General features: G+C 67.7%; 14 protein-coding genes. 4 read left to right on the top strand and 10 right to left on the bottom strand.

Annotation, left to right across the window (positions count from 1 at the left end; all coding sequences use genetic code 11):
- Positions 1-43: 43 nt before the first annotated feature.
- The 9 genes from AC3A6Y_RS30010 to AC3A6Y_RS30050 form a co-directional block, all read right to left on the bottom strand.
- Positions 44-1,270, bottom strand: a complete 1,227-nt coding sequence (locus AC3A6Y_RS30010; RefSeq protein ID WP_487871871.1) for a WcaI family glycosyltransferase — start codon at positions 1,268-1,270, stop codon at positions 44-46.
- Positions 1,267-2,448, bottom strand: a complete 1,182-nt coding sequence (locus tag AC3A6Y_RS30015; RefSeq protein WP_487871872.1) for a glycosyltransferase — start codon at positions 2,446-2,448, stop codon at positions 1,267-1,269. The genes AC3A6Y_RS30010 and AC3A6Y_RS30015 overlap by 4 nt, the downstream gene beginning before the upstream one ends.
- Positions 2,445-3,797, bottom strand: a complete 1,353-nt coding sequence (locus tag AC3A6Y_RS30020; RefSeq protein ID WP_487871873.1) for a hypothetical protein — start codon at positions 3,795-3,797, stop codon at positions 2,445-2,447. Before AC3A6Y_RS30020 ends, AC3A6Y_RS30015 begins: the two co-directional genes overlap by 4 nt.
- A complete protein-coding gene (locus tag AC3A6Y_RS30025; protein WP_487871874.1) occupies positions 3,794-4,816 on the bottom strand; it encodes a hypothetical protein in 1,023 nt (340 codons plus the stop codon). The genes AC3A6Y_RS30020 and AC3A6Y_RS30025 overlap by 4 nt, the downstream gene beginning before the upstream one ends.
- Positions 4,817-4,842: 26 nt before the next feature.
- Positions 4,843-5,811, bottom strand: a complete 969-nt coding sequence (gene fcl, locus AC3A6Y_RS30030; RefSeq protein WP_487871875.1) for a GDP-L-fucose synthase — start codon at positions 5,809-5,811, stop codon at positions 4,843-4,845.
- Positions 5,812-5,872: 61 nt separating this feature from the next.
- A complete protein-coding gene (locus tag AC3A6Y_RS30035) occupies positions 5,873-7,297 on the bottom strand; it encodes a mannose-1-phosphate guanylyltransferase/mannose-6-phosphate isomerase (RefSeq protein ID WP_487871876.1) in 1,425 nt (474 codons plus the stop codon).
- Positions 7,298-7,299: 2 nt separating this feature from the next.
- On the bottom strand, positions 7,300-7,941 hold the full coding sequence (locus tag AC3A6Y_RS30040) for a sugar transferase (RefSeq protein WP_487871877.1): 642 nt from the start codon (positions 7,939-7,941) through the stop codon (positions 7,300-7,302).
- A gap of 626 nt (positions 7,942-8,567) precedes the next feature.
- A complete protein-coding gene (locus AC3A6Y_RS30045; protein WP_487871878.1) occupies positions 8,568-11,546 on the bottom strand; it encodes an Rne/Rng family ribonuclease in 2,979 nt (992 codons plus the stop codon).
- Between the two features lie 146 nt (positions 11,547-11,692).
- Entirely contained in the window at positions 11,693-12,010 is a 318-nt protein-coding gene (locus AC3A6Y_RS30050; RefSeq protein WP_487871879.1) for a hypothetical protein, read from the bottom strand.
- Positions 12,011-12,084: 74 nt separating this feature from the next.
- On the opposite strand from AC3A6Y_RS30050, the gene AC3A6Y_RS30055 reads away from it, so the two are divergent.
- The 4 genes from AC3A6Y_RS30055 (at position 12,085) to AC3A6Y_RS30070 (ending at position 15,278) form a co-directional block, all read left to right on the top strand.
- A complete protein-coding gene (locus AC3A6Y_RS30055; protein WP_487871880.1) occupies positions 12,085-13,140 on the top strand; it encodes an RluA family pseudouridine synthase in 1,056 nt (351 codons plus the stop codon).
- The gene (locus tag AC3A6Y_RS30060; protein WP_487871881.1) at positions 13,133-13,801 is read left to right on the top strand and encodes an HAD family hydrolase; all 669 of its coding nucleotides are present in this window, start codon (positions 13,133-13,135) and stop codon (positions 13,799-13,801) included. The genes AC3A6Y_RS30055 and AC3A6Y_RS30060 overlap by 8 nt, the downstream gene beginning before the upstream one ends.
- A gap of 10 nt (positions 13,802-13,811) precedes the next feature.
- Positions 13,812-14,174, top strand: coding sequence for a Rieske (2Fe-2S) protein (locus tag AC3A6Y_RS30065; RefSeq protein ID WP_487871882.1), 363 nt, complete (start codon positions 13,812-13,814; stop codon positions 14,172-14,174).
- A gap of 84 nt (positions 14,175-14,258) precedes the next feature.
- Complete coding sequence (locus AC3A6Y_RS30070) at positions 14,259-15,278, top strand: S49 family peptidase (RefSeq protein ID WP_487871883.1); 1,020 nt, start codon at positions 14,259-14,261, stop codon at positions 15,276-15,278.
- Here AC3A6Y_RS30070 and AC3A6Y_RS30075 read toward each other — a convergent pair whose 3' ends face one another.
- Positions 15,279-16,430: an MFS transporter gene (locus AC3A6Y_RS30075; protein ID WP_487871884.1), complete on the bottom strand. Its 1,152-nt coding sequence runs from the start codon at positions 16,428-16,430 to the stop codon at positions 15,279-15,281.

Here is a 16,430-nt window from a genome sequence, read left to right on the forward strand (position 1 = left end):
AAGCCGGGCTCGACCCGGCTTTTTCTTGCGTGACGGCGCAGACTCAGCGCCCTGCCGCGCAGGCGAGCAGATCGCGCTCGAACTGTGCCAGCACGGCTTCGCGATCGAAGCGCGCCTCGGCCACTTCGCGCGCCTTCAGGCCCAGCTCGCGCCGACGCTCGGGTTGCGTTGCCAGGGCGAGCACGGCGTCCGCGAAGGCCTTGGCATCGTCCGGCGCCACGGCGATGCCGCATTCCGCCGTCACCTGGCCGAGCTCGGTCTCGGGGCGCGCCCCGGCCACCACCGGCCTGCCGCTGCTGAGCATGCCGGTCAGCTTGGAGGGCATCACCAGGTCTGCCGCATCGGCGCGCTGGGGCAGCAAATGAATGTCCGCCAGGCCGAGGAAATCACCGAGCCGCTCGACCGGTTGCAGGTCCAGAAAACGCACGTTGGCCATCGATTCGCAGCGCTTGACCAGCTCGGCGCGGCCGGCGCCATTGCCGCAGAACACGAATTCCAGGCCGGGCTGATCCTTGAGCATCAAGGCCATTTCGGCCAGCAGCTCCAGGCCCTGCTTGGCGCCCATGTTGCCCGAGTACAGCGCCACCACCGCATCGGGGCGGATGCCCAACTCGGCGCGGTAGGGGCTCGTGCCTTGCAGCGGCTGGATCGCCGAGACGTCGGCCCAGTTGGGCAGCGAGACAAGCCGGGCGTCCTCGGTGCCCTTGCTGCGCGCGCGTTCGAGCATGCGCTGCGAGATGGTCGAGACGCGATCGAATCGGCGCATCAGCCAGCGCTCGGCCGCCGCGACGAAGGCACGCGTGCGCGCGCCCTTGAGCAGGCCCAGATCGAAAGCCGCGTCCACCTCGTAGTCCTGGATGTGCAGCCAGGCCTTGGCCGAGCGCAGCCGCGCGAAGGCCAGGGCCGCCGGCGTGCAGAAGAGCGGGGGCTCCGTCACCCACACCACGTCGGGCTTCCAGTGCCACTGGGCGAGCAGGGCCGGCACGCTGCTGGCGGCGAAGCTCGCCAGGTGCAGGAGACGCTTCATGCCCGTGACCTTGCGCGGCACCCACAGCGGCGTGCGCAGCACCTGGGCGCCCTGCCATTCGTGCCGGGTGTAGCGCCCGGCGTGGTGGCCGGGCCGAACCTTCCAGTCGGGGTAGTAGGGCGGGGCCGTCACCACGCGCACCTCGTGCCCATGGGCGGCGAGCCAAGCCACCATTTCCCCGGTGTACTTGCCGATGCCGGTCAGCTCCGGCGCGAAATTGATTCCATAGACGAGCACCTTCATGCGTTTACAGGCCCCTGTGCGATATGGGGGGCGTGCACGCGGATGATGTCCACCAGCTTTTCCGCCACCTGCTCCATGCGGAAGCGCTGTTCGAAGGAGCGCAGCGCGGCGGCGCGCATCGCGTCCAGCTCGGCCGGCGTGGCGGCCAGCCAGCGCTGCAGCAGGGCCGTGGTGCCTTCGAGCGTGTCGGACTCCACGAAGCCGGCGCGGTCCTCGGCGATCTCGCGCCAGATGTTGACCTTGTCGCTGATCAGCACGGGCCGGCTGCAGGCCATGGCCTCCACCACCGCGATGCCGAAGTTCTCCTGGTGGGAGGGCAGGCAGAACACCTCGCAGGCATGGAAGGCGCCCCACTTGAGGTCGCCCGACAGCATGCCCGGCCAGCTGATGCGCGCGGCCAGGCCCAGGCTCTGGGCGCGCGCCTGCAATTGGCGTGTGAGCGCTTCGTCGCCGGGGCCGGCCATCACCAGCTGGACCTCCGGCGACGTGGCCGCCACGCGCGCAAAAGCCTCGACCAGCAGGTCGCAGCCCTTTTTTTCGTGGATGCGGCCCAGGAACAGCAGCAGGCGCTTGTTCCGCAGCTCGGGATAGGCCGAGAGAAAGACCTCCGAGAGGCGCCCTGCATCGCGCGGCGGCGTGCTGGTGCCGTAGGAGCCCACCACCTCGCGGCAGCGATACAGCCAGAACGACTGCCGGGCCAGCAGGCGCTCTTCCTCGCAGGTGAAGACCACCGCGGACGCATCGCGCAGCACGCGGTATTCGCCCCAGGGCCAGTAGAGCCACTTCTTCAGGTGCTTGAGCGGGTAGCGGCGCTTGAACCACGGGTCCAGCATGCCGTGGCTGTAGACGAAGTAGGGCGTGCCCGAACCGTGCAGCGCGCGCCGGGCGGCGAAGCCGACGTACTGCCAAAGCCCGTTCACGATGACGGCGTCATAGGTGCGGGCATGCGCCTTCAGCCAGGGCAGCAGGCGCTCGTTGTAGCCGTAGCTGGAGACCGAGGGGCCGGTGGCGACCACCGGGCCCGGATAGGCGCTCACGCAGGGCGCCTCGGGGCTGTCCAGGCTCACGATGTCGCCCGTGTGGCCCATGGCCGCCAGTGCGTCGTGGATGCGCCGCACTCCCTCGATGACGCCTCCGCCCTGGGGATCGACGGAAGGGACCAGATGCAGGAGTCTCACAGTCGCGAGGCACGCGGCGGAAAGATCTCGAGCCTCGGGTACCGGAATACGAGGAGCGCGTAGGCGAGCATGAGCCCCAGCAGGGCATTGGCCGTCAACTGCCCGAGCGCGGGCCAGCTGACCACCGCCAGCGCGGTCGTCAGCCACACCAGCAGGGCGTAGGGAGAGTTGGTGGCGATCGAAATTTTCAAGCTGCGCGTCACGCCGAGCGCCAGCACCAGGTACTTCACGCCGATGTAGGCGAAGCCCAGCAGGCCGCCCTCCATCAGGATGCGGCCGCCTTCAGCCTCCGCGAGAGCGAAGACGTCGGCGGAGCCGGTGCGCACATAGGTGGCGAGATTGGAGCCGAAGCCCACGCCGTAGCCCAGCCAGGTGACGAGGTCGAGCACCCACGGCTCGCCGAACAGAACCGTGAGCACCCGTTCGGTGAAGTTTTCCGCTGCGGCAGCCTGCTCGAAGCGCGTCTGCGTGACGCCGATGGCGTCGCGGAACACGTAGGCGAAGAGGGCGGTCAGCAGGCCGATGACCACGACGGCCGCTGCCGCGCCCACTTTGTTGCGCGCCTTCGAGAAAAGCAGCCGGCCGACCAGATAGGCCGCCAGCAATCCCGCCGAGGTGATCGCGGCCGTTCTGGAGCCGCTCACCAGCGCGCCGGCCGCGAAGGCCGCGAACAGCGCGAGCGTGAACAGAAGCTGGAATTTCGTGCGCTTGCGTGCGGCCAGGAAGCCGAACACCAGGGGCGCCACCATGGTGAGGTAAGTGGCATAGCCCGATGTGAAGCTGAAGGTGCCGGTGGTGCGGACCACGCCCACCACCGCGACGAACACGGTTTCTTCGTCGCCGTCGATCTGGGTGTTGATGCGGGCGCCGGGTGGCGAGTAGTGCTGCACCACCGCCAGCGGCGCCAGCAAAAGCATGACGAGCGCGGCCGCCTTGAGGGCGGCCCGGTAGTCCGCCTCGTTCATGGAAGCCGCGGCCGCCACCGCGAACCACGTGTAGAGCAGCCAGAAGCGCAGGCCGATCACGAACACGACCGGCGTGCTCTGTCCGCCGACCAGCTGCAGCAGCCCCCAGCCCACCACCACGCAGGTCCAGGCCAGCATGGCGGCGGTGATCTTGCCGTGTCGCCTCAGGTGGCCGTGCCGCCAGGCGTAGACCACGAGCATCAGCGCCAGCATGTCGCGCAGCAGGATCAGGGGCAGGGTGGACGCCGACGACACCCATTTGCGTACCGAGCCCTCGAACACGATGATCAGGAAGACCGCGAGAAAGAGCTTTCCCGCGCGGCTCAGCGACGCCGCGCGGCTGGCTGCAGGTGCCTGCACTGTCGTGGGGGCGATCGCGCTCATAGGCTGACCTTCGCGCTATGCGCTGCCGTGCACATGCCTTCGAGTGGCCGGGCGGCGTTCATCGCGAGCTCGCGCAGCGCCGCCACGTGGGCGTCGATGCGATGCGGCTCGTACCACTTGCGCGCCTCGCGACCCACGCGTCGGGCATCGATGGTGGCCTCTTCGAGCGCGCCGAAGCCGCGCGCGTAGTGCACGTTGGCGGTCAGGCCGTCGTGCTGGCCGTAGTCCTTGGCCAACAGGATGGGGCAGACGGCATGCGCGCAATAGGCCGCGAAGATGCTGCTCTTGGACACGTAGTCCGCAGGATAGGCCAGTGCGCCATAGGCCGCCTCGGACAGCGCCGCGCTGACCTGCTCGGCGGCCAGCTTGCCGTGCGTCACCACGCCCTCGTGCACCATGCGTTGCGACAGCAGGCCTTCCGGCATGGCCGGACCGATGTCGTGGATCTCCAGGCCGTGGCGCTTCGCGCTGCGAAAGATCTCGCCGTCGGCCCACTCGTAGACCTGGGCCCGGATGCCGGCGCTGCCGAACACGACCACCCTGCGCCGGCGCTCGGTGTCGACCGCGTCGGGCTCCCCGACATTCGAGAACACGGGCAGCACGCGATGAGGCGTCGACTTCGACTGTGTCAGCAGCCAGCGGGCGGCGTCTTCGCGGTTCGTCAGCCAGAAGTCGCACGCGAGCAGCAGCTCGCGTGCGATGCGTTGCTGAACGCCGCTGAGCCAGAAGGCCGAGCCCCACGGCGGCCCGGTCGCGAAGAGCTCATGGAACACCACGCCGACGGCCTTGAACTGCGTGCGCAGGCCGCGGATCCGTCGGACCAGCCAAAGAGGAATGCCGCGCTTCTCGAAGCCGTAGCCGCTGAAATGCAGCAGCACGAAGTCGCCGGAGAGCGTGGCGGTGTCGGTGTCGTGTTTCAACTCCATCAGCGGCGCGTGGAGCGGATGGCCCACAGCGGACGCGTAGTCTCGCACACCGCCCGTGCCGGGCGGAATGAGGGAGAGCGAGGAAGCGTTCATGCAGCGCCGCGGCAGAAGCCGACTCCTCAGGAAGCTACGAGTTCTTCGCTGCGGAAGTCCTCGTAGGCGCGTGCCACGCCTTCGCGCAGGCTCGTCTCGGGCTTCCAGCCGAGCTCGCGGATGCGTGAGATGTCGAGCAGCTTGCGCGGGGTGCCGTCAGGCTTGCTGGTGTCGTAGCGGATCTCGCCCTGGTAGCCCACCACATCGCTCACCAGGCTGGCGAGTTCCGCGATCGAGAGGTCTTCGCCGGTGCCGACATTGATGTGGCTGGTGGTGACTTCAGTATGCGCCGCGTAGGCTTCGCGCGACAGGTCCATCACGTGCACGCAGGCGCGGGCCATGTCGTCGACGTAGAGGAACTCCCGCTTGGGCGAGCCGGTGCCCCAGATGACCACGGCGGGTGCATCGGCGAGCTTGGCTTCGTGGAAGCGCCGGATCATGGCCGGCAGCACGTGGCTGTTCTCCGGGTGGTAGTTGTCGCCCGGGCCGTAGAGGTTGGTGGGCATCACACTGCGGAAGTCGCAGCCGTACTGGCGGTTGTAGCTCTCGCACAGCTTGATGCCGGCGATCTTGGCGATGGCGTAGGGCTCGTTGGTCGGCTCCAGCTTGCCGGTCAGCAACGCATCTTCGGCCATCGGCTGGGCCGCGAGCCGTGGGTAGATGCAGCTCGACCCCAGGAAGAGCAGCTTGCTCACGCCGGTGCGCCATGCCTCGTGGATCACGTTCGCCTCGACCATCAGGTTGGAGTAGATGAACTCGGCCGGATAGCTGTTGTTGGCATGGATGCCGCCCACCTTGGCCGCGGCGACATACACCTCCTGCGGCTTCTCCTCGGCGAAGAACGCGCGCACCTGCGCCTGGTCCGTCAGGTCGAGCTCGGCATGGCTTCGGGTGATGAGCTTGCTGTAGCCCTGCTCGGCCAGGCAGCGCACGATCGCACTTCCGACCATGCCGCGGTGCCCCGCCACGAAAATCCGCTTTTGAAACTGGCTCATTGAAATAACGACTTTCCGCGCAGGATGGGGAGAGAGACCGGAACGTTCGAAGACGAAACGCTCAGGCCAGCTTCTTGACGGTCGCGCCGACTTCCGCGTCCTCGAAACGGACGATGTCGTCCTCGCCGAGGTAGCCGCCGGTCTGGACTTCGATCACCTCGAGCACCGTCTTGCCCGCATTTTCGAGCCGGTACTTCGCGCCCACGGGAATGTAGATCGACTCGTCTTCCTTGACCAGGCAGGCCTCGCCATTGCACAACACCCGGGCCGTGCCCTTCACGACCACCCAGTGCTCCGCGCGATGGTGGTGCATGCGCAGCGCCAGGCGAGCGCCGGGCTTGACCGTCAGACGCTTCACGGCGAACCGGTCGCCGTCGTCGACGCTGTCGTAGGCGCCCCAGGGGCGCGGGATGCGGCGGTGGCGCGTGGCCTGGCTGTGGCCTTGGGTGGTCAGCAGTGCGACCGCGTCCTTCACCTGTTCGGCGAACTCCGCGTGGGCGACCAGCAAGGCGTCCGGCGTGTCCACCACCAGCAGGTCCTTGGTGCCCAGCGCCACGACAGGGCGGTTGGGCGCGTAGACGAAGGTGTTGGTGGCGCCCATCGCGAAGCCCTGTCCGCTGATCCGGTTGCCGTGCTCGTCCGCCTCGTGCAGGTCGGCGACGGCATTCCAGCTGCCGACATCGCTCCAGCGGCCCTGGAAGGGGAGCACTGCGACCTTCTCGCATTTTTCGAGCACCGCGTAGTCGATGCTCTGGCTGCGGCAGCGGCCGAAGGCGGCGGCGTCCATGCGCAGGAAGTCGCCGTCGGCGTCGACGGAGGCGGTGGCCTCGCGGCAGCTTTGCAGGATGTCGGGTGCGTGCTGCTCCAGCGCCGCGATCAGCACCCGGGCCTGGACCAGCAGGATCCCGGCGTTCCAGAGATGGCCGCCCGCCAGCAGCAACTGCTCGGCGTGCGCTGCGACGGGCTTCTCCACGAAGGCAGCCACCACGTGGCCGGCGTCCTCGCCGAGCGAGGCCCCGAGCCGCTCGCCCTGGCGGATATAGCCATAGGCCGTGCTCGGAAAGCTGGGCTCGACGCCGAATGTCACGAGATGACCGGCGAGAGCAGCAGGCACGCCTTTGCGGATCGTCGCGACGAAGCGCTCCGCATCCGGAATGTGATGGTCGGCCGGCGCGAACAGCAGCAGCTGGTCGGGCTCGGACAGGAGGGCGACGGCGGCCATCGCCGCGGCGGTGTTGCGCGCCACGGGCTCGAGCAACTGCTGGCCGCGCACATCGGCGGCCTCGATGCTTTCCTGCACCAGGAAGCGGTGCTCCTCCGCGGCGACGCAAGTCACCTCGGGGCTCAGCAGCCGCAGGCGTTCCAGCGTCAGCACCAGCAGGTTCTTGTTGTCGATCAGCGGGACGAACTGCTTGGGCAAGGTCTTGCGCGACAGCGGCCACAGACGCGTGCCGCTGCCGCCGCAAAGGACGATCGGACGAATCATGCTCACCTCGACCCGTCGCCCGTGACCACCGTGCGCACCGTCTTCAACAGGATCTTGATGTCCAGCCAGAGCGACCAGTTGCTGACGTACTCGACGTCGAGCTCGACGCGCCGGGCATACGACAGCCTGTTGCGGCCGCTGACCTGCCACAGGCCGGTGATGCCGGGGCGCATTGCGCAGTAGTGCTCCCAGCCTTTGCCATAGAGGCTGCGCTGGCGCTCCATGCAGGGGCGAGGGCCCACGAGGCTCATGTCGCCCTTGAGCACATTCCAGAACTGCGGCAGTTCGTCCAGGCTCAGCTTGCGGATGAAAACGCCGATCGGCGTGATGCGCGGATCCTTCTCCAGCTTCTGGAAGGTGTCCCATTCGGTACGCGCCATGTCGTTGCGGCTCAGGAACTCGTCGAGCACATGCTCGGAGTTGCGCACCATCGAGCGGAACTTGTAGAAGCGAAAGCGCTGTCCATTGGCCCCAAGGCGGTGCTGCCAGAAGTGCACGGGGCGCCCCATGCTGATGCCGACGCAGAGCGCCACGAGCAGATAGAGGGGGCCGAAGAGAACGAAGAAGGTCAGCGCGCCCACGATGTCGATCGTGCGCTTCGCTGCGCGCTCCAGCGTGCTCAGCTTGCGCGGTTGCACGTACATGGGGGACGCCGAAGGGCCGCCGCCCCCGGGGGTGAAGCGTCGAACCACGTTGCCATGTGCGGTTGAGTCGGAACGAAACATTGAAAATACTCCCCCGGTACGGGTGTTTACTGCATCAAGCTCTCGCAGCGTTGCAGTGTAACGCTTTACTACTATTCGCAAGAATTTGAACACAAGACGAGCCGTTTGTCTTGTGAACAAAAGACGTACATCGCTCACCAAACGGTGTAATCTCCACCCTCTGTCGAGAGCTTGACCGCATTTTTGATGCGATGCAGCATTTCAAGCCAGAGTGTAGGTCTTTTGTATGACAACATGTTAACGCGCATTGACGTTTGCCTGTTGTTTACAAACGCCGATTCCGCGTTTCGTGACTCAGTTAACCGGTTTCTTGCTGTTGCACCGCAGCATGCATGGACTGTGCCGTCTTGAGCCAGAAAGAACTACACCGGCTTATGTAGGACAACGCCTGCAAATGCGTCTCCCCAAGCAGGGCTCGGCAACCCGGTCTTCCGACGCAACAAAGCAAAAAGGCCGCGCCAATTCTGGCGCGGCCTTCGTGTGTGCCGCTCTCGGCGAATGACGAGAGAGGAACGGAGGCGGCTCGCCTCCTGCGCAGGCCAGTCTTACTGGCGCCCGCCGATCTCGCGGCCAGGCTCTTCGAATGGCAGAACCAGATGGCCGAGGTCGCGACGCGTCTCGACCAGGATCAACGGGCCTTCGTCGACCACGATGGCCTGCGGCCGTTCGCGCGGCACGTGGACCGGCTGGGGTTCCGCCGCGATCGCCGCGCGGACCTCGGCCACCCGCTCCGCGTTGGAGTTCACCCATTGCAGGCCGGAGCCCACGGCAATCTGGGCAAGTTCGTCCAGCGGCAAATCGTAGGGCTGGACCTTCGGCAGCGCGCGCGAGCGCGGGGCCGGCGCCTCGACGACGATGGGAGCCGAGGGCGGCGGTGCCGTGGGCCTCTCGGCACGCGCCCTGGGCAGCGTATCGAGCTCCACGGTGCCGTTCGCGCCGGCCGCATCGAGCGGCTGCGCCGCGACAGCGTCGGCCTCGGCTTCTTCACCGCGCGGGGCGCGTTCGCGACGGTCGCGCCCATAGCGGTCACGCGAACGGCCGCGGCGCTCATCACCATCACGGCGCGGCGCACCTTCCCCGCTTGCTGCATCCGTGGCGCTCTCTGCAGCCAGGGGTGCTTCTTCCGTGGTGGAGCTTTCGGCGTTGCGTGGCGCTCCTTCGCCGCGACGTTCACGCCGGCCCTCGCCGCGGGGAGCGCGCTCCTCGCGGCCGCTGCGGGAGCCGCGCTCGGCCTCCGGTAGGACGGAATCGCTACCGGCGTCGCGCACGGTCTCGGCGCTGCGTTCGCCGCGGTCGCGGCGCTCACCGCGTCCGCGCGGCGCACGTTCCGCCGGGGCCACGACCTCATCGCCCGTGATGCCGCTCGGTGCAAGCGCTTGCGTGTCGAGCTGGACCTCGGCGTCGGCCGGCGTCTGGCGCGGCTCGCTGTCGCGCCGCTCGCCACGGCCGCGGCGCTCGCCGTCGCGCGGTGCGCGTGCCTCGCGGGGTTCCCGCGGCTCGCGGATCTGTGCGTCGTTGCGCGCTTCGCCGCGCGTTTCGCGTCCTTCTCGACGCTCGCCCTCGCGGCGCTCGCTGCCCTCCCGGCGCTCGCCGGTACGTCCACCGCGGCGTTCGCCATCACGGCCGCCTCGGCCTTCGCCGCGTGCGCCGCGGCGCTGTTCGCCTTCGCGCGCGGTGCGCGTTTCGCCGTCGCGACCGCCGCGGCCGCCTTCCCGGCGCGGCTTGGGCGCTTCGACGGGAATGACCGCCGGTGCAGGTGCAGGTGCAGGCGCCGGCGGCGTCGCGCCGAACAGGCGCTTGATAAAGCCGAAAAAGCCGGCCTCTGCCGGTTCCGGAGCCGCAGCGGGCCGCGGAGCGACGGGGGCGGGCGCTGCCACGGGCGGGTGCACCGCTTCGGGCTTGGGGGGCACCACCGGTGCGGGCGCATCGGGCAGCACGCCCTTGATCACCGGCGTCTGACGATTGGTGGGCTCCTGCGAGCGCCGCGTGACCGAAGTCGGGTCCTCGATCTCGTCGGCCATCTTGTAGCTGGCCTCGATGTGATCGAGGCGCGGGTCGTCGTGCTTCAGGCGCTCCAGCTTGTAGTTGGGCGTCTCCAGCGTCTTGTTGGGCACCATCAGCACGGTGACGCGCTGCTTGAGCTCGATCTTGGCGATCTCGGGGCGCTTTTCGTTGAGCAGGAAGGAGGCGACTTCGACCGGCACCTGCACGTGTACGGCGGCCGTGTTGTCCTTCATCGACTCTTCCTGAATGATGCGCAGGATCTGCAGCGCGCTCGATTCGGTGTCGCGGATGTGGCCCGAGCCGCCGCAGCGGGGGCAGGGGATCGATGAGCCTTCGGAGAGTGCGGGCTTGAGACGCTGTCGGCTCATCTCCATCAGGCCGAACTTGCTGATCGAGCCGAACTGCACGCGCGCGCGGTCCTGGCGCAGCGCGTCGCGCAGGCGGCTTTCGACTTCGCGGCGGTTCTTCGATTCGTCCATGTCGATGAAGTCGATGACGATCAGGCCGCCGAGATCTCGCAGGCGCATCTGGCGCGCCACCTCGTCGGCAGCCTCGAGGTTGGTGCGGGTGGCCGTCTCCTCGATGTCGCCGCCCTTGATGGCGCGCGCCGAGTTCACGTCGACCGAGACCAGCGCCTCGGTGTGGTCGATCACGATGGCACCGCCGCTGGGCAGCTGTACCGTGCGTGCATAGGCCGACTCGATCTGGTGCTCGATCTGGAAGCGGCTGAACAACGCGGCGTCATCGCGGTAGCGCTTCACGCGCGAGGCATGTTCCGGCATCACGTGCGCCATGAACTGCTGCGCCTGGTCGTAGATGTCGTCGGTGTCGATCAGGATGTCGCCGATGTCGTGATTGAAGTAGTCGCGGATCGCGCGGATCACCAGCGACGACTCCTGGTAGATCAGGAAGGCGCCCTTGCCGCCCTTGGCGGCGCCGTCGATCGCGGCCCAGAGCTTGAGCAGGTAGTTCAAGTCCCACTGCAGCTCGGGCGCCGAGCGGCCGATGCCCGCGGTGCGCGCGATGATGCTCATGCCCTTGGGGTATTCGAGCTGGTCCATCGCCTCCTTGAGCTCGGCGCGGTCGTCGCCCTCGATGCGCCGGCTGACGCCACCGCCGCGCGGGTTGTTGGGCATCAGCACCACGTAGCGGCCGGCCAGCGAGATGAAGGTGGTCAGGGCCGCGCCCTTGTTGCCCCGTTCTTCCTTCTCGACCTGGACCACCAGTTCCTGGCCTTCCTTGATCGCATCCTGGATGCGGGCCTGGCTGGCCGACACGCCCTCGGCGAAATTTTGCTTGGAGATTTCCTTGAACGGAAGGAAGCCGTGACGGTCCTCGCCGTAGTCGACGAAGCAGGCCTCCAGCGAAGGCTCGACGCGCGTCACCACCGCCTTGTAGATGTTGCCCTTGCGCTGCTCGCGCCCTTCGATCTCGATCTCGTAGTCGAGGAGCTTCTGCCCGTCGACGATGGCCAGGCGGCGTTCTTCTGCCTGCGTGGCGTTGATCAGCATCCGCTTCATGATGCGTTTCCTTTGTCGTGTCTTCGTTCTCACCGGTCCATGACGGACCCACGATGCACGGACGACGCTTCGCGAAACGAAGGAGGAATTGCCGCTTGACCCCGGCTGCCGGTCGGCGCGCGAGCGCGCGCAACCTGGATTGAGCGTCAGCTCAAGCGCAGCAAGGGTGGGGGCGCGTGGATGGGCGCGAGCCCGATGTGATGTTGACTTGCCATGTTTTCGATGGCAACTGGCGCGGTGGAGAAAGGCGCTACCGATGACTCAACGCCCGAGGGCACCGGCATCAGCCAGCGCAGGCAAAGTTGAATCAGCAGCATCAACACAAGGGACTCGCTTCGATCCGCCGGCAGCTTGTCGCCTGCCGGCTGGTATTCCGTATCGGTGTTTCGTGGGCGTCGGCTTGACTTGAACGTGGCGCCTGCCGCTTTGCACTCTTGCGCGTAGCCTGCAGATTCAACGCCCAAGCGGCATCGACCTCGCAGCGCTGCCGGCAGTGCTCTAAACTTCTGATTAATCAAGCACTTACAAGACCGCGCTGGTGAAAAACATTATAGGTGCGAAGCCAAGCCCCGCGGCAGCAGAAGTTCGCTTTCTGACGGTCGACGATGAATTCGCGGGTCAAAGGCTCGACAACTTCCTGTTCAGAGAGCTCAAGGGAGTCCCCAAGACCCATGTCTACCGGATCATCCGGTCGGGCGAGGTGCGCATCAACAAGGGCCGGGCGCAGGCCGAAACCCGCCTGGAGGCGGGCGACGTGCTGCGGCTGCCGCCGCTGCGGATGGCCGTCCGGACCGAAGGGGAGGGCCGCCCGCCGACTGCTCCGGCCCGCGAATTTCCCTTGTTATATGAAGACGACGTGCTGCTCGCGCTCGACAAGCCTGCCGGGGTGGCCGTTCATGGCGGCAGCGGCGTGAGCTCCGGCGTGATCGAGCAGCTGCGCACCGCGCGGCCCGCGGCGCGATTCCTGGAACTCGTGCACCGCCTGGATCGGGAGACCTCGGGCATCCTGCTGGTCGCCAAGAAGCGCAGCGCGCTGACGGGCCTGCAGGACCAGTTCCGCGAGCGCGAGACCGGCAAGACCTACCTGGCGCTGGTCGAGGGCGACTGGCCTGCCAACAAGAAGGTGCTCGACGCAGCGCTCGCACGCTACCTGCTGCCGGGCAAGCCGGGTTCGACGGAGCCGGGGGAGCGGCGCGTGCGCGTCGTCGCCAAGGACCACCCGGACGCGATGCGCGCCGTGACGCTGGTGAAGGTGCTGGCGCGCGTCTCGCTGCCGATCGAGCCGGCAGCCTTTTCGCTGCTCGCCGTCACCATCAAGACCGGCCGCACGCACCAGATCCGCGTCCACCTCGCATCCGGCGGCCATGCGATCGCCGGGGACGACAAGTACGGCGACTTCGAGCGCAATCGCGCGTTGCAGAAGCTCGGCCTCAAGCGCATGTTCCTGCATGCCTGGCGCCTCCAGTTCACTCACCCCGTAAGCGGCGAGCGCATGGCGCTGCAGGCCGAGCTGCCGCCCGAACTTCGGGCGCTGATGCCGCAGCCGGCGCTCGACGTGCTTGCCCTTCCTGCTCCTTCCCTTGCCCATGATTGACATCCGCCCACGCCGCTTCGACCTGATCGCCTTCGATTGGGACGGCACCCTCTATGACTCCACCCGGCTCATCGTGCGCTGCATCCAGGCCGCGGTGGTCGATGTCGGCGGCGCCAAGCCCAGCGAGAACGACGCCGCGTGGGTGATCGGCCTGGGCCTGGCCGAGGCGTTGGCCCGCGCCGCACCCGATGTGCCGCGCGAGAAATACGCCGAGCTCGGGGCCCGCTATCGCTATCACTATCTCAAGCATCAGGACGACCTCGTGCTGTTCGACGGCGTCCTTCCGATGCTCGACGCCCTCCATGCCCGAGGCCACAAGCTGGCTGTGGCCACCGGCAAGTCGCGGCGCGGCCTGGACGAGGCGCTGGCCACCGTCGCGCTTCGCGAGCGCTTCGACGCCTCCCGCACGGCGGACGAGACCTTCGGCAAGCCGCATCCGCGGATGCTGCTGGAGCTGATGGAAGAGACGGAAGTGCCGGCCGAGCGCACCCTGATGATCGGCGACACCACGCACGACCTGCAGCTCGCGATCAATGCCGGCTGCGCGAGCGTGGGGGTGAGCTACGGCGCGCATGAGCACGAGACCTTCGACCCCCTGCAGCCGCTGTACGTGGCGCATTCGGTGTCCGGTCTGACGCAGTGGCTTCTCGACAACGCATGAGAATTGCGGGATGAGCGAAAGCATTCCCCTGTGCAATGCTGCCGACCTGGTCGAGGGCGGCCGCGCCGTGCCTTTCGATGTGGCGTTTGGCGGCCAGACCTGCAGGGCCTTCGCAATCCGATTCGAAGGCCAGGTGCACGCCTATCTGAATCGCTGCAGTCACGTGGCGATGGAACTGGACTTCCAGCCGGATCGCTTCTTCGACGACAGCGGGCAATGGCTGCTGTGCGCGACCCATGGGGCGGTCTACAAGCCGGACACCGGCGAATGCGCCGGCGGCCCCTGCCGAGGGGGCCTCGTGAAGATCGCGTTGAGCGAACGGGACGGCGTGGTGCACTGGCATACTGCCTGGAACCTCCAACCCCTTGAATGAAATGCCCCCACGCTCATCACTTCGTGTATCGCTGCCCCCCGAGGGGTCGCTCAGCGCCTTTCGGGCGGCCGGGCGGGCGCTGACATGACCGACCCGCACCGCACGGAACCCGAGGGTTTCGAGCCATTCGAGCGCGCCGCCCCGGCGCGCAGCTCGAGGAACGATCCGACCCAGCAACCCGGCTGGGAGCGCACGACGCTCGAGAAGCTCGCCTTCGCCAGCCTGCGCGAGCAGCAGGCCGCACGGCGCTGGAAGACCTTCGTGCGGCTGAGCTGGCTCGCCTTCTTCATCTTCCTGGTCTGGCTCGCCGTCTCGAAGGGCACGCCAACCGCCGCCAAGACCACCGCGCACACGGCGGTCGTCGAAATCAAGGGCGAGATCGCCAACGGCGCCGATGCGAGCGCGGAGTTCGTCGTGGCGGCGATGAAGACCGCCTTCGAGGACGAGGGCGCCAAGGGCGTCGTGCTCTTGATCAATTCGCCCGGCGGAAGCCCGGTGCAGGCCGGCATCATCAACGACGAGATCCGCCGCCTGCGGGCCAAGCACAACAAGCCGGTATACGCGGTGGTCGAGGAGACCTGCGCCTCCGCGGCCTATTACATCGCCGCGGCGACCGACAGGGTCTTCGTCGACAAGGCCAGCATCGTCGGCAGCATCGGCGTGCTGATGGACGGCTTCGGCTTCACCGGGCTCATGGAGAAGGTCGGCGTGGAGCGCCGGCTGCTGACGGCCGGCGAGAACAAGGGCTTCCTGGACCCTTTCAGCCCGATGAGCGACGCCCAGCGCGCGCATGCTCAGCAGATGCTCGAGCAGATCCACGCGCAATTCATCGACGTGGTCAAGAAGGGCCGGGGCGATCGTCTGAAAACCGGCACGCCGGGCCTCTTCAGCGGCCTGTTCTGGAGCGGCCAGCAGGCCGTGGACCTGGGGCTGGCGGACCAGCTCGGCAATGTCGACTTCGTCGCGCGTGAAATCATCAAGGCCGAGGAAGTCATCGACTACACCCGCCGCGACAACGTGGCCGAAAAACTGGCCAAGAAGTTCGGTGCGGCACTGGGAGATGCTTCGGTGCGTGCGATGCGCAGCGTGCCGGCGCTGCGTTGATCAGGCCGGGTCCGCCCAGCGCGACGATGCCGCGAGCGCCACGGCGAAGGCCACCACCACATAGAGCGCCGCGGTCAGGGAACTGACCTCGGCGAGAAAGCCGATCACGGGCGGCCCCGCCATGAAGCCCAGGTAGGCCGCTGCCGACACTGCGGCAATGCCGCGTGCCGGCTCGACGCCCGGCACCCTCGCCGAGGCGGCGAAAAGGATGGGCACCACGTTGGCGAACCCCGCTCCCACGCCGGCGAACCCGGCCAGCGCCAGCCAGGGCGCGTCGGTCGACAGGACCAGCGTCATGGATGCGGCGGCCAGCAAGGCGCTGCCGCGCAGCAGCACGGCCGGCGCGAAGCGCGCCCGCATCGCGTCGCCGCCGAAGCGTGTCGCAGCCATCGCGGCCGAGAAGCTGGCATAGGCAAGGGCGGCCTGCTGCTGCGGGCTGCCCAGCTCCTGCTTGAGGTAGAGCACGCTCCAGTCATAGATCGCGCCCTCGGCGATCAGGCCGAGAGCGGCCAGCACGCCGAGGATCACAAGTGCGCCGCGAGGCAGTCGGAAGCCTTCGTTGCCCACGGCGAAAGCGGTGGCCTCCCTGGGCAGCATCCACTGGGCGGAAAGCACGACCGCGAGGGCCATTGCCACCGCGACAAGCGTCAGGTGCGACTGCGGTGCCACGCCGGCGGCCAGTGCGGCGCTGCCGGTCACCGCCCCGGCCATGCCGCCCAGGCTGAACATGCCGTGCATCCCGCTCATGAGCGGATGGCCGTTGCGCAGCTCGAGTTCTGCGGCTTCCGTGTTGATCGCCACATCGAACACGCTGGTGACGATGCCGAAGGCCGCCAGCAGTCCCAGCAGTGCGGCGTAGCCCGGCATGACCAGCAGGCCGGCCAGCAGCAGCGCGTAGACCGCACCGCAGAGACCGGCCGTGGCCCGCGCGCCGTAGCGCCCGATCCAGCGGCTCGCCTGGGTCAAGCCCAGCAGGGCGCCCACGCCGGCCGCGAGCATGGCCAAGCCGAGCTCCGCCTCCGTGACGCCGTAGTGGGCCTTTACCGTCGGGATATGGACGCCCCAGGTAGCAAAAATGAAACCCGACGCGAAGAACTGGGTACGCGAGGCCCAGCGCATGCGGGCGGACAGTTGCAGCACGGTGGCAGACAT

The organism is Variovorax sp. Soil_C_17 (assembly GCF_057657265.1).